Source organism: Pseudochryseolinea flava (assembly GCF_003286915.1).
Classification (GTDB): domain Bacteria; phylum Bacteroidota; class Bacteroidia; order Cytophagales; family Cyclobacteriaceae; genus Ohtaekwangia; species Ohtaekwangia flava.
Genome location: NZ_QMFY01000032.1, coordinates 1 through 13,794, shown reverse-complemented (window position 1 = coordinate 13,794; position 13,794 = coordinate 1). Strand labels below are relative to the sequence as shown.

15 protein-coding genes are annotated in these 13,794 nt (G+C 41.5%); all 15 read left to right on the top strand.

Annotated features, from left to right (window positions below; translation table 11 throughout):
• Positions 1 to 249: 249 nt before the first annotated feature.
• Positions 250 to 2,196, top strand: a complete 1,947-nt coding sequence (locus DQQ10_RS27435; RefSeq protein ID WP_112750160.1) for a DUF3732 domain-containing protein — start codon at positions 250 to 252, stop codon at positions 2,194 to 2,196.
• Positions 2,197 to 2,293: 97 nt separating this feature from the next.
• On the top strand, positions 2,294 to 2,878 hold the full coding sequence (locus DQQ10_RS27430; RefSeq protein WP_112750159.1) for a hypothetical protein: 585 nt from the start codon (positions 2,294 to 2,296) through the stop codon (positions 2,876 to 2,878).
• A gap of 10 nt (positions 2,879 to 2,888) precedes the next feature.
• The gene (locus tag DQQ10_RS27425) at positions 2,889 to 3,194 is read left to right on the top strand and encodes a DUF4134 domain-containing protein (RefSeq protein WP_449421209.1); all 306 of its coding nucleotides are present in this window, start codon (positions 2,889 to 2,891) and stop codon (positions 3,192 to 3,194) included.
• The gene (locus DQQ10_RS27420; RefSeq protein ID WP_112750157.1) at positions 3,194 to 3,508 is read left to right on the top strand and encodes a DUF4133 domain-containing protein; all 315 of its coding nucleotides are present in this window, start codon (positions 3,194 to 3,196) and stop codon (positions 3,506 to 3,508) included. Before DQQ10_RS27425 ends, DQQ10_RS27420 begins: the two co-directional genes overlap by 1 nt.
• Before the next feature lie 13 nt (positions 3,509 to 3,521).
• Positions 3,522 to 6,002 carry a TraG family conjugative transposon ATPase gene (locus DQQ10_RS27415; protein WP_112750156.1) on the top strand — a complete coding sequence of 827 codons (2,481 nt, stop codon included), beginning with the start codon at positions 3,522 to 3,524 and terminating at the stop codon, positions 6,000 to 6,002.
• 11 nt (positions 6,003 to 6,013) lie between these two features.
• Complete coding sequence (locus DQQ10_RS27410; protein WP_112750155.1) at positions 6,014 to 6,703, top strand: conjugal transfer protein TraI; 690 nt, start codon at positions 6,014 to 6,016, stop codon at positions 6,701 to 6,703.
• On the top strand, positions 6,696 to 7,334 hold the full coding sequence (locus DQQ10_RS27405; RefSeq protein ID WP_112750154.1) for a hypothetical protein: 639 nt from the start codon (positions 6,696 to 6,698) through the stop codon (positions 7,332 to 7,334). Before DQQ10_RS27410 ends, DQQ10_RS27405 begins: the two co-directional genes overlap by 8 nt.
• 5 nt (positions 7,335 to 7,339) lie before the next feature.
• The gene (locus tag DQQ10_RS27400) at positions 7,340 to 7,966 is read left to right on the top strand and encodes a TerB family tellurite resistance protein (protein ID WP_112750153.1); all 627 of its coding nucleotides are present in this window, start codon (positions 7,340 to 7,342) and stop codon (positions 7,964 to 7,966) included.
• Positions 7,967 to 7,971: 5 nt separating this feature from the next.
• Positions 7,972 to 9,129, top strand: a complete 1,158-nt coding sequence (gene traJ / locus DQQ10_RS27395) for a conjugative transposon protein TraJ (RefSeq protein WP_112750152.1) — start codon at positions 7,972 to 7,974, stop codon at positions 9,127 to 9,129.
• A 21-nt stretch (positions 9,130 to 9,150) separates the two neighbouring features.
• Positions 9,151 to 9,768, top strand: coding sequence for a conjugative transposon protein TraK (traK, locus tag DQQ10_RS27390; RefSeq protein ID WP_112750151.1), 618 nt, complete (start codon positions 9,151 to 9,153; stop codon positions 9,766 to 9,768).
• 233 nt (positions 9,769 to 10,001) lie between these two features.
• Positions 10,002 to 10,259 carry a hypothetical protein gene (locus DQQ10_RS27810; RefSeq protein WP_133259788.1) on the top strand — a complete coding sequence of 86 codons (258 nt, stop codon included), beginning with the start codon at positions 10,002 to 10,004 and terminating at the stop codon, positions 10,257 to 10,259.
• Between the two features lie 11 nt (positions 10,260 to 10,270).
• A complete protein-coding gene (traM, locus tag DQQ10_RS27380; RefSeq protein WP_165824144.1) occupies positions 10,271 to 11,563 on the top strand; it encodes a conjugative transposon protein TraM in 1,293 nt (430 codons plus the stop codon).
• 7 nt (positions 11,564 to 11,570) lie between these two features.
• A complete protein-coding gene (traN, locus tag DQQ10_RS27375) occupies positions 11,571 to 12,248 on the top strand; it encodes a conjugative transposon protein TraN (protein WP_112750148.1) in 678 nt (225 codons plus the stop codon).
• An 8-nt stretch (positions 12,249 to 12,256) separates the two neighbouring features.
• Positions 12,257 to 12,409, top strand: coding sequence for a DUF4138 domain-containing protein (locus tag DQQ10_RS28490; protein WP_165824143.1), 153 nt, complete (start codon positions 12,257 to 12,259; stop codon positions 12,407 to 12,409).
• Positions 12,410 to 12,419: 10 nt separating this feature from the next.
• The gene (locus DQQ10_RS27365; protein WP_112750146.1) at positions 12,420 to 13,220 is read left to right on the top strand and encodes a hypothetical protein; all 801 of its coding nucleotides are present in this window, start codon (positions 12,420 to 12,422) and stop codon (positions 13,218 to 13,220) included.
• Positions 13,221 to 13,794: the final 574 nt, after the last annotated feature.

Sequence of the window (13,794 nt, the reverse complement as noted above, 5' to 3'; positions counted from 1 at the left end):
CCGGGTCAAATGATTACCGAAACGGGTGGGTCAGATAATTAGCGAAATACCTGGGTCAAACCATTTCCGAAATAGGTGGGTCAGGTAATTACCGAAAGGGTGGGTCAGACGGTAGCGAAATATTCAGCCTGATGCGGATAAGGGCATTGGACAACGTGCCACAGATATCTTCAAAGCAAATCAATCGCTTCAAAAGTTAATGCTAGTTGAGACTACTGCTTCATTTTACCTTAAACTTCGGATTGTGTTATGAAATTCTATATCAAACAAATTAAACTTTGGTTTAAGAATGGAAGCGAGCCTAAAGTATTGGAGTTTTATCCAGATAAGGTGAATGTTATAACAGGTGCGAAAAGCACGGGTAAGTCTTCTGTTTTGTCTATTATAGATTATTGTCTTCTCTCCAGCAAATCGCGAATAGTCGAAGAGATCATAAATGAGTACACTGAGTGGTTTGGATTAATTTTCTCGATCAACGACAAGGATTTTGTTATAGCGCGTAAGTATGCTGATAAAAATGTTGCGTCTAGAGAAGTATATTTTTCAAGTACTGGTGAAATTCCTATAAATCCGGTCGCCAATTTCGATTTCGATAAACTTAAAAGCGTAATTGAAAAGGAATTTTCAATTGACGAGAACCTAGTTATTCCATATGGAGGAAAAAAGATTGCTGCCGGATCTAAAATATCTTATCGATATTTTCTCTTGTTTAATACATTATCTGAAGACACAATCGCTCACACAAACATTTTTTTTGACTTCGATTTGCATGACAGCGAAAAATATAAAGAGGCACTTAATCGTATCTTCTTTCTCGCGTTGGGTGTGGATGACCCCAATAATGTGCTTGTGAAGGAAAAGATAATCGCTCTTGAAGGTGATATTGACCGGATTGAAAAGAAACAGAAAGTATTGCAAAAGGACGAGCGATTATTTAATGAGAAGATAATCGAACTGTTGGGCAGGGCGCAAGAATACGATTTAATCGAAAGGCGCTTGTTCACTGTGGATGAAGCATTGGAGCGGCTTGAGGCATTGATTACACAGTTTAGGCCTGCCCAGTATTCCAACAATTTAAGGCAGATTGAAGATCTGAATAAGAACAAGCGATCTATATGGCGCAAAATTCGAAGCTTAGAGCGTTTTAACGAGGAGTACAATACCTATAAAGATAACTTAAGAGGCGACTACGAAAGTCTGAGACCAATTGAATATTTAAGGACAAACTTCACTGAGCTAATTCCAACTTTGGAAGTAAAAGAATTCATTGAGACTCTTGAAGTTTCTTTAGGAAAGATTAGGGAGGAAATTTCCAACAAGAAGGCAATCTCGACAAATGTCAAAGGTGAGATAACTCGTCTCAAGAAGGAAGCATCGGATATCGAAAAAACACTTTCTGGATTGCCTACAGGTACTAAAGACTTTACGGATGAAGTTGGAAAGTTTATGTTTATCGGAGAATTGAAATCCAAGCTCGAGTTTTATAAGGATAAATGGAATTTGGCTGACGAGCTGCCCGATATAGGCCCAATGCTAAAACAGATTGAAGAACTAAAGCGAATACTGACTGACACAGCAGAGAAGCGAAAAGCTATTCTAAATATTCTTGAGAAAACTATTCAAAAATATTACAACCTAACGAATTCGATGGGGGTATATAAGGATTACGAAGTCTACTTTGATGAACATTTAAAGATTTTGAAATTGCGAAAGCCGGGTGACATTCTGTCTTCATCAAATATTGGTAGCAAGTCAAACTATATGTTTATGCATCTGTGTCTTTTTTTAGGGTTACATGAACATTTCATAGTTTACAAACAGCCTTACGTTCCCCAATTTCTGGTATTGGATCAACCCAGTCAGCCTTATTTGGAGAAATCGACAATAAATCCTGATACTGGCGAAATCATTGCCGATGATGATAGAAATACGATAAAAGACGCGTTCGCTTTATTAAATTCTTTTATTGAGAATATGACTACTCAAGTCAAGGCCAGTTTTCAAATTATAATGCTCGAGCATGCAGCGAGTAGTTATTGGGAAGAACCGAAGCTTGCACACTTTCATTTGGTCGAGGAATTTCGAAATGAAAATGCCCTTATTCCGCAGAGTGCCATGGTGCCAAAGGACACTAAGGCATCGGACTCACCTATACAACCATCTCCGCCAACACCTCCTGAGACACCGAACATCTGACATAATAAATATATCTTTCCCACCTGTGACCCAACTGTGTATCATTTCCTTTTGATGGATCACACCTTTACCTCTGTAACGCAAAAACGGAGGTCATATGTTCAAATCAATTTCTTGGGAAGAGTATCTGTTTGCAGTCGGATGCTTAGCGGCTGGATATTATGTTATAGCCGTAGCTATTTTTTATTCAAGAGACATCGTTGCTAAGCTTAAAGGCGAATCGACCTCGAAAGCAAAGCCAGAAATTTCTAAATCCAATTTTCCCCAAGGTAAATTCATGGGGAGTATCTCAACTTCCGTTCGGAAGCAAATTCCCACAAAGCAAAGTATCGCCTCGTCAGAAGAGCTGAGTTTCGAATCTCAGCCCGAGGAACTACTGGCTGCAAACCGTGCCGACTCTGCTGGTGTGGATATGATGGATGCCCTTGAAGAAGTGTTCATGTATCTGGCATCAAAGAAAAAAGACAAGGCGACTTACGTAGAAAAGATTACGAGACTAGTTCAACAACGGCCGGAATTCTCCGGTACTCCGGTTCAGCAGGAGGTAGTCAGTTTTATCCATGAATATTTTAAAGGCAATCAATCCATAAGCTTCAGTGTCGAAGAGCTTGAGTCCTTGTGGTTGAGTGCTAACGGAGAGGTTATACATCAATCAACAACTAAAAACAATTATGAAAAGTAAAATGAAAACGATCAGAAGGGGAAGAGCTTTTGTATTGGCTCTGTCAGTGTATTGCTTATCGTACGTTGTTGCCTATGCGCAGGACGGTAATGCGGGGATCAATGAAGCTGCTACTCAGGTGCGCGGTTACTTTGATACTGGAACTCAACTTATGTATGCTATTGGCGCAGTCGTTGGACTAGTTGGCGCGGTTAAAGTCTATCAGAAATGGAACAGCGGTGACCCTGATACGAGCAAAGTTGCAGCAGCGTGGTTTGGCAGCTGTGTGTTCCTGGTGATTGTGGCTACAGTGTTGGGTTCATTCTTCGGCATCTAATGGCAAGCAGTGTATACAATATCAACAAGGGTATCAATAAGCCAATCGAATTCAAAGGATTGAAGGCTCAGTACATTGGATACCTTGGCGCAGGACTCGTGGTGTTACTGATATTGTTTTCAATTCTCTACATCACTGGTGTCAACATGTTTCTATGTCTGGGATTGATCATCATCCTGGGAACAGTGCTGTTCATGTTCGTTTACAAGATCAGCAATCAGTACGGCCAATACGGTCTCATGAAGAGAGCCGCAAGGCGAAGCATTCCATCTCATTTGGTTTGCGCTAGCAGAAGGCTCTTCATTCAACTTTAAAATCCAACGTAATATGTCAGGCTTAGTAGACATAGATAAAGTGTTTCCGATTTACAAGGTCGAGAACGACTGTATCCTTTCAAAGTGCGGGGATATCACTGTAGCATTTGAGGCAACATTGCCGGAGATCTTCACCTTGTCAGATCAGGAGTATGAATCATTTCATCACGCTTGGGTAAAGGCGATCAAATGTTTACCAGTAAACTCAGTATTTCACAAGCAGGATTGGTTTCGTTCTCGCGAGGTCAATGGTGCATTCGATGATAAGATTTTGACGTTTCTCTCACACTCCAGCGAAAGATTCTTCAATGAGCGTCCATACCTGGATCATACGTGTTACATCATGGTAACGAAAAAACTAAATGATCGAAAGGATTCTAGTTCAATGTTCTCAACACTGACCAAGCGTAACATCGTTCCGGAGGAGACCATCAACGAACAGAAGCTTCAGGAGTTTCATGATTCGGTTGGGCAATTCGAAAGGATCTTGCAGGACAGTGGTTTTGTCAAGCTGAGAAGAATTAAAGATGATGAACTCACCGGCAACAAGCATGCAGTGGGTTTGCTTGAACAGTATTGTTTTCTTCAGTCGAAGGGAGCCGTTCCGGTTGTAAAGGATATTTCTTTTAAGGATGGTATTTTCATTGGTGATGATCATTGCAAGTTGTTTGCGCTGGCAGATGTCGAAGATATGCCGTCCCTGTGTGGCTCACGAATCAACTACGATAAGTATTCGACAGACAAGACAAAGTTCAGTGTTGGATTCGCATCTCACCTGGGGCAGCTACTACCATGCAATCATATTTACAATCAATACATCTTCATTCAGGATGTCCAAAAGACAATTAAGCAGCTTGAAAGCAAACGACTTAGGTTGCAATCGCTGTCTTCATATTCGCGGGAGAATGCGATAAGCAGAGACGCTACAAATGATTTTCTTAACGAGGCAATTGCTTCGCAAAGGCTTCCTGTGAAAGCTCACTTCAATGTTCTTGTTTGGACGGAAGACAAGAAAGATCTGAAAGAAATCAAAACACAGGTGTCATCCGCGTTGGCTCAGATGGATGCTTCACCTAAGCAGGAGACTGACGGAGCACCGCAGATTTTCTGGGCTGGCCTCCCAGGCAATGAAGCGGACTTTCCAATGAATGATACGTTCGACACCTTCGCTGAACAGGCAACTTGCTTTCTCAACCTTGAGACCAATTACCAGTCTTCTATCAGTCCGGTTGGGATCAGGATGGGCGACAGGTTAACAGGAAAGCCTGTACATGTAGACATTTCCGATGAGCCGATGAAGAAGGGCATCATCACAAACAGGAATAAATTCATCCTTGGACCTTCAGGCAGCGGAAAATCCTTTTTCACCAATCACATGGTTCGATCGTACTATGAACAAGGCACGCATATAGTGCTCGTGGACGTGGGCCATTCCTACAAAGGACTGTGTGATTTGGTGAATGGATACTATTTCACCTATGACGAGGCGAATCCGATTAAGTTTAATCCCTTCTACATCGCAGATGGCGATACGCTCGATACTGAGAAAAAGGAAAGCATTAAAACACTGTTGCTAGCGCTATGGAAAAAAGACGATGAGACGTTTAACCGATCTGAGTATGTCGCATTGTCAATAGCACTTCAGACTTACTACAAGCGACTCGAAACAGATAAGTCAATTTTTCCATGTTTCAATACCTTCTATGAATTTCTGCGGGATGAATTTGTAATCATTCTTAAAGATGACAAGGTTAAAGAGAAAGATTTCGATGTAGAGAATTTCCTGTACGTGCTCAGGCCTTATTACAAAGGTGGAGAATTTGATTACTTATTGAACGCGAGAGAGAATCTTGAGCTTCTAAAAGAGCGCTTCATTGTATTTGAGTTAGATAATATCAAAGACCATCCAATTCTCTTTCCCGTAGTAACGATCATTATCATGGAAGTGTTCATTTCCAAGATGCGTAAGCTGAAGGGAATTAGAAAGATGATCCTGATAGAAGAGGCATGGAAGGCCATTGCTAAAGAGGGGATGGCTGAGTACATAAAGTACCTATTCAAGACCGTGCGGAAATTCTTTGGTGAGGCGATAGTCGTGACTCAGGAAGTAGAGGATATCATAAGTTCGCCTGTGGTAAAACAAGCGATCATTAATAACTCTGACTGTAAGATTCTGTTGGATCAAAGTAAATATCAAAACAAGTTCGACCTGATTCAGGAGCTCTTAGGACTCACAGAAAAGGAGAAGGCGCTCATATTATCGATCAACAAAAGCAACGATCCGAAACGTAAATACAAGGAAGTGTTTATCAGTCTGGCAGGGGTGCAATCAAAGGTGTATGCGACTGAAGTTTCTCTTGAAGAATACCTGGCGTACACTACCGAGGAGTCGGAGAAGATGAAGGTTCAGCAATATGCAAAGAAATGGAATGGTGACATTCGGAAGGGCATCGCTGAATTGGCAAATGATATTCGATTAGGGAACGCAGCTTAAACAATAAATCTATGAGAGCACCTAAGATATTTTTTGCATTGGGACTGGCGGTTGTTCTAGTAACTCAGCCATGCGCTGAGGCGGATGCCGCCATTCCAATTGCCAAGATCATTAAAGAAGCAGTCAAGAAGGTCATCAAGGCGGTTGACCTTATGATCCAGCGTCTGCAAAATAAGACGATCTGGCAGCAGAATGCTCAAAAGGTACTTGAGAACAAGTTAAATGAATTGAAGCTGACTGAGATTGCCGAATGGACTGAAAAGCATCGTAAGCTCTATGCAGACTATTACGAAGAGCTTTGGAAGGTAAAGAACACCATCGCTATGTATCAGCGGGTTCGTCAAGTGATGGACAAGCAGGTTCGTATTGTTGATGAGTACAAGCGTTGCTGGAACATTGTCCAAAACGATAAACACTTTACTGATGGTGAGCGAGAGTACATGGCAAAGATCTATTCTGGCATCATGGACGAAAGTGTTAAGAATCTTGACCAGATTTTAATTGTGATTAATTCGTTCAAGACACAGATGACCGATGCAAAGCGTCTCGAAATCATTGAGCAAGCCGCGAGTGAGATAGATCAGAATTACTTCGATCTGAAGCAGTTCAATACTCAAAACATGCTGCTCAGTATTAGTCGTGCGAAGGATGAACATGAGATTGATGTGGTGAAGAAACTATACGGACTTCCTGATGAATAAGCTCATTATTATTTTCACTCTTGTACTGTGTGCAAATATTTCAAATGCACAAACCTTCAATGAATGGTTTCGGCAGAAGAAGACACAGAAACAATACCTGCTTCAACAGATTGCTGCGCTCAAGGTTTACCTGGATTACCTCAAGAAGGGATATAAGATAGTCGACAAAGGGTTAACTATGGTCGGTGACATCAAGCAAGGGAAATTCGACTTGGATATAGAATATTTAGAGTCTCTAGGTAATGTTAATTCAGCCGTAAGCGGATCGGCCAAGGTCGCAAGTATCATTGCTTATCAGAAGAGGATCATGATAGAATTTCGTAGACTCAAACAGTTTGCGAATGACAGTGACTATTTCACGGTTGACGAAAAGAATTATGTCGAAAGCGTTTACATCAATATCCTTCGCGAATCGGAAATGTCCCTTGATGAACTCGATCGCGTCCTTAGCAATTCTGATTTTGAAATGAAGGATGATGAAAGGGTAAAAAGGGTTGACGCATTGTATGTGGATATGAAGGACAAGTACGAATTCACGAAGTCATTCTCAAATTCCACTCAAGTGCTCATCGCGCAAAGAGGTAAAGAAGATCATGAAGTGCAGATTCAGAAAGATTTGGTTTTAAAATAATAATTATGAGACAGACCATTTTAATAGCAATTATGCTTTGTGTTCTGACCGCAGCAAATGCCCAGACACAAGAGGCAACTCAATTGATTTTAAACTACGAGAAGTTAAAACAGTTGGAGGAGATCCTTGACAATATGTATAAGGGATACAAAATTCTCACGAAGGGTTACAACAGGATAAAAGATATAGCGGAAGGCAATTTCAATCTGCATCAAGTATTTCTTGATGGCCTATTTGCTGTCAACCCTTCAGTAGCCAAATACAAGAGAATACCTGACATTATTCGATATCAGTCGATGCTAATCAAAGAGTATAAGAGGGCATTCGATAGGTTCAAGTGCGATCCCAAGTTGACGCCTGATGAGATTAAATATCTGGAAAGGGTTTATTCATATCTGGCCAAGCAAAGTCTGCGAAATCTGGAAGAGTTGACTATGATCGTTACAGCGAACAAACTTCGGATGAGCGATGACGAAAGGATTCAATCCATTGATCGGATTTATTTCGACATGGAGAGTAAGTTGTCCTTTTTAAGATACTTCAATAATAGCACACAGGTTCTTGTGGTGCAGAGAGCGAAGGAGAGTAGTGAAGTCGGTGGAATGGAAAAACTCTATGAAGTAGAAAACTAAAGCTTATGAACAATCAATTTAAGACCACTTTGATAGTGGGTGCTGGAATTCTATTGCCTAATCTTTCGCACGCGCAGGTTGCCGGTGAAATAGAAAGCTTCAGAAGTGTGCTGGATACTCTCTACGATGAGATGATTCCACTCAGTTCACAACTGATCGACATCGGAAGAGGCCTCGCAGGATTCGCGGCTATGTGGTTTATCGCAGCCAGGGTATGGCGACACATTGCCAATGCGGAGCCAATTGATTTCTACCCTTTGTTGCGACCATTTGCAATAGGCCTGGCGATCCTGATGTTTCCGACCGTGCTCACGATTATCAATTCCGTTCTCACCCCAACAGTGACGGGGACAGCAGCGATGATTGATGGTTCAAACAATTCTGTTGCTTTTCTGCTTAAACGAAAGGAAGAAGCAATCAGAAAGAGTCCACTTTGGCAAATGTATGTTGGTGTAGACGGAGAGGGCGATCGTGCAAAATGGTATCGCTACAGTCACCCGGAAGGTGATGAGGAAGGGTTTCTTGATGGAATAGGGAACGATGTTCGTTTCGCCATGGCGAAGGCGTCTTACAACTTCCGTAATTCTATCAAGCAATGGATGTCTGAGGTTTTGCATGTCCTATATCAGGCAGCAGCGCTTTGTATCAATACAATCAGGACGTTTTATATGATCATCCTCGCCATTCTCGGACCGTTGATCTTTGGCCTTTCGGTTTTTGACGGACTGCATCATACACTTACCGTTTGGCTAGCCAGGTACATCAATATTTTCCTGTGGCTTCCGGTCGCCAACATCTTTGGAAGTATGATCGGTAAGATTCAGGAGAACATGCTAAAAATTGACATCAACCAGGTTAATCAGTATGGTGATACTTTCTTCAGCTCAACTGATTCGGCATATCTGATCTTCATGGTGATCGGCATCATAGGATATTTCACCGTTCCAAGTATCGCGAATTACATCGTTCATGCCGGAGGCGCAAATGCATTGCTCTATAAAGCAACCAACATGTTTTCAACGGGTGCAAACTCAACTGCGAGTCACGTGGTGGCGAGTGCAGGTTCTGTAGTCAATCCAAGCGGTTCGGGGAATAACAGATCATCAACTGACAATGGTGTCAATGGAACGAACTACATGCATGAAAAGCTAGCGGGAAAATAAAAACCTAAAATCCATTAAACTATGTTTCAACAACTCAAGAATATTGACAACGCCTTCAATCACATTCGTTCTTTTTCATTTTTACTCATCATCGGATGTGTTGTATTGTGTTGCTATACTGTTTACAAGAGCTATCAGGTCGTTCAGGCTACACAGGCCAAGGTCTACATCTTAGCCAATGGAAAAGCTATCGAAGCATTCTCTTCCGAACGAAAGGACAATATCCCCGTTGAGGCACGAGACCATGTTAGAATGTTTCACTATTATTTTTTTACACTTCATCCTGATGATAAAGTCATCCAAAGCAATATTAAGAACGCTCTGTATCTGGCAGACGCAACTGCTCAAACTCAGTATGACAACCTGAGGGAGAACAGTTATTACGCGAACATCATTTCCGGTAATGTCAGTCAGGAGATTCAAATTGACAGTATCAATGTAGACATCAATCACTATCCATTTTACTTCAAGTGCATTGCCAGGCAAAAAATTATCAGGGCCACCTCAATAGTCACTCGAAGTTTGATCACAGAGGGTTTTCTAAGAAACGTTCTCAGGTCGGATAACAACCCGCACGGTTTTCTGATTGAAAAATGGAACACGCTTGAGAACAGGGATATCAAGAGTGAAAATCGATAGCTATGATCATCAAGGACACTTTAAAAAAGGTTGAGAAGGTTTGTCGTGAGAAAGTTGATGCTCTGAATGGCGTGTTCAACAGTCTACCCAAAAATCGACAGAGATCACTAGTCATCGCTTTTGGAGTTTGTATAACAGTAATCAGCGTCATACTAATTCTGAATTCATCCAGCGAAAGGAAAGTGGAAGCCGGTTTCAAGCCGGATAGGATAGCTATGCCATACGACATATTTATGGAAGACGAAAAAGGAACAACGGAAGACCAACTAACTCCAGTTGGGAAGATGAAGGGTGAGATCGATGGGGAGTTTGAATCGTTCTATGTGGCTGTCGACAATCAGGGTGAAGTATACATCAACCGGGATATTGAATACTCGCAACGTGCATACGACAAGACCGATGACTGGAAGCAGATTTCTAAAGAAAAGTTGATGGAGTATGAAAGGGATCTTCATTTTATGCCATCACAATCGAGAGGGGTAAGAAGATAAAAATGAAAAACATGAAAGCGCATTCACAGAAATTTATTCAGAAAAGAAAGTTCTACATGATGGTGCCTATGCTAGTGTTGCCATTTATGACCATGTTCTTTTGGGCATTGGGTGGCGGAAAAGGAGAGGCGGTTGCAAAGACAACAGAGTCAATCGGATTAAACGTAAAGCTACCAAGTGCAAAGTTCAATGATGATGAAGGAAATGCTTGGGACAAACTCACGTTGTATCAGAAAGCCAGAAGAGATTCGGTCAAAGCTAATCAGGCAAAACGAAGCGATCCATATTTCAGACTAGCTACTCTAAAAGTCACACAAGACACTTCGAGGCGGGATTCCCTTCGCAGGGCAGGAGGAATGAATGCTTCGCTAGGCGACAGAGCCGAGCCACTTGATGCAACCGAAGCGAAAGTATATAAGAAGTTGTCGGAACTTCAGAAAGAGATCGACAAGCCTGCTACGAAGTCGACCAGCAAAAAACAAGCTGGTCAAAAAGCGCCTCAACCATCAACCAGTACAATTCAAACTGATGTCGATAGACTTGAGGGTATGATGCAAATGATGCAGAATGATCCTACTCAGGACAAAGAGATGGAAGAGATTAACGGTGTGCTTAGTCAGATCCTTGACATTCAACATCCGGATCGCGTCAAGTCAAGATTGGAGAAATCCGAAAGAGAAAATAGTGACGCACTTTCCACTCGGCCAAATCGCGCTGAAGAACAAATTAGTATGATTGGAAACAATGGCTCAGGTCAGACTGTTCCGGGAATGTATGCGCAAAATGGATTTTACGGACTCGAAGAATCTGTGTTGCCTGCGTTCGAGGCAAATGCAATCCGGGCAGAGATCTACGGCAATCAAAATCTTGTTTCCGGCTCTGTCATTAAAATGGAATTGCTTCAGGACATAAATGTCAGTGGTATTCGAATTCCTAAAAGTCATTTTGTGTATGGGCTCTGCGGGTTGAATGGAGAACGTCTAACGATCAAGGTCACATCAATCCAACATGATAATTCTGTCTATCCAGTCGCACTTACTGTTTATGACATTGACGGACTGGAGGGGATTCATGTTCCGGGAGCAATTGCCCGTGACGCTGCAAAGAAATCATCTAACCAGGCAATTCAAGACATACAACTGGGTTCTCTCGATCCATCAATAGAAGTACAGGCAGCGAGCGCAGGCATTGAGGCAGCTAAAGGTCTACTATCGAAGAAGACGCGGCTAATTCAGGTGAGCGTAAAAGCTGGATACAAGATCTTTCTGAAAGACAAGAACAATCAAAGCACAGATTCAAAATAGGAAGTATATGACAAAGATAATTTCATTGTGGGCAGTCATCTTCATGATTGTAAACGCATCATTCGCACAGGATATAGAGAATAGAAAGCTATCAATTTCGTATAGCAAGACAACTAGCTTGATCTTTCCTTTTTCAATCACATCTGTTGATCGTGGTAGTCAGGACGTGCTGGCGCAAAAGGCGAGGGGAGTTGAGAACGTTCTACAGGTTAAGGCGGGACGTAAACAATTTACGGAGACAAACCTCACCGTGATTACCGCTGATGGTGTCCTACATCAATTCACGGTAACGTATTCCGATACGCCATCAGAGCAGGCCATCACTATTGCTGCAAACACCGGAAAGCAATCTCTCATACTTGTAAAGGATGCCGTGAATGAACGGGACATTCAAGTTGACTCGCAATTGGCACTCAAGCAGTATGTGACAGGCCAAATCGACCAGTATAACAAGTATCAAATGAGTTTTTCGCTTCAGGAAATATTCATTCGTGGTAACACACTCTACTACCGAATACAAATCAGGAACAAAAGTTCGATCAGCTATGATATTAAGTCGCTGAAGTTCTTAATCCGTGATCGCAAAAAGGTAAAACGTACATCGAGCCAGGAGACAGAGATCAATCCATTGTTCATTGGAAATGAATCTGATCGGATTCAGGCGTATGCAAGTACCACACGTTGATCTATGCGGTGAAGAAGTTTACTATTCCCGATGGAAAGAGATTATTCATCAATCTTTTCGAGGACAATGGCGGGAGACATCTGGCTCTGAGAATCGACAACAAAGATATTCTTAAGGCGAAGATGCTGCCTGTATCAACGCATCTTTTAACAATCAATTAAAACATAAGTTATGAATGCAAAGAACCTGGAATTTTTGAAGGAGGGTATCAAATACCTTGGCTTTGGTGAAGGCTTGAACAACAAGCTTACGGAGGAGTTGAATTCTGGAAAGAATGGATTCCAATTGCACACGGAGAATCAGTATGGGAAGGACAAAGTCAATTATGTCCTTGATTTCAGTAAGTCTGATAAATCTGACATGTATTTCTTTAACAAGTATTCTGCAACACTTCCCGGACAAAGTGCCGATCAGGACAAGTCACAAACATTCTTCATTAAGAAGAACAGTGGAGTAACTGCTAAAGAGGCTTACAATCTTTTGAATGGAAGATCGGTTAATAAGGATCTCACCAACCAGGAAGGTGAGAAGTACAATGCGTGGCTTCAGATTGATTGGAATCAGAAAGACAATCACGGCAATCATAAATTCAAGATGATTCATGAAGCGTATGGTTTCAGTCTACAAAACGTTCTAAAGAAACATCCGATTAAGGAACTCAATGACCAGATTACAAGTGATCGTCTCACGCAGTCCCTTGAACGCGGTAATTTGCATCAGGTGACATTCCTCAAAGGCGACAAGGAAGAAAAGATGTTCATTGAAGCGAACCCCCAATTCAAATCACTCAACATCTATGATGGCAATCTCAAGAAAGTCTATCAGGAGAATGAGAAGAAACAGTCCGGAGTTGATAATGGAAAGGAGGTTTCAGCGCCAAAGGAAGAGCGGAAGCAGAGCGCATCATTTGAAGAACCTGACGAGACTTTGACCAGTGAGAAGAAACAGCCGAAGAGGAAGGTGAAGGTCTGAGAGTTTTCATCCATTTTATAAGGCCCATTGCTTTCCATTAATGGGCCTTATTATTATCTTAATCGACTACTGACTAAGATGGATATAAGACCTATTTTAAAGGAAAACCTCGTTTTTCATTACCAAAAGACATTTAACAGTTTAGAAAATATTCTAAATCATCTCGGGGAACTATCATTCTATCTAAGTATGAACAGTTCGTCAATTTCCTTGTCGAGTTCCAAGGTTGGAAGGATTGATATCAATAGACAGTTAGAGTACAATGCATGGATTCTTAATCAAGAAATCTTTGATGATTTTGGTGCTGCGCTGAGCTGCTTTCACATTGGTTATTTTAAACAATGTCAATCCCTATTAAGGGGTGCAATTGAACTCACTATTCAACTTTGGAAAAGCAAACTGGTAGAGGTACCTGGAAATAATATTATAGATCCTTGGATTGATGGGATGACTATTTCGCTAAGTGTGACCCACCTATTTCGGTAATGATCTGACCCACCTTTTAGCTGCGTGGATTTGATGGTTCTAAGCTAGTGTTTTTCGGAAGAGTTTTTTAATGATTTTTTTCTTAACG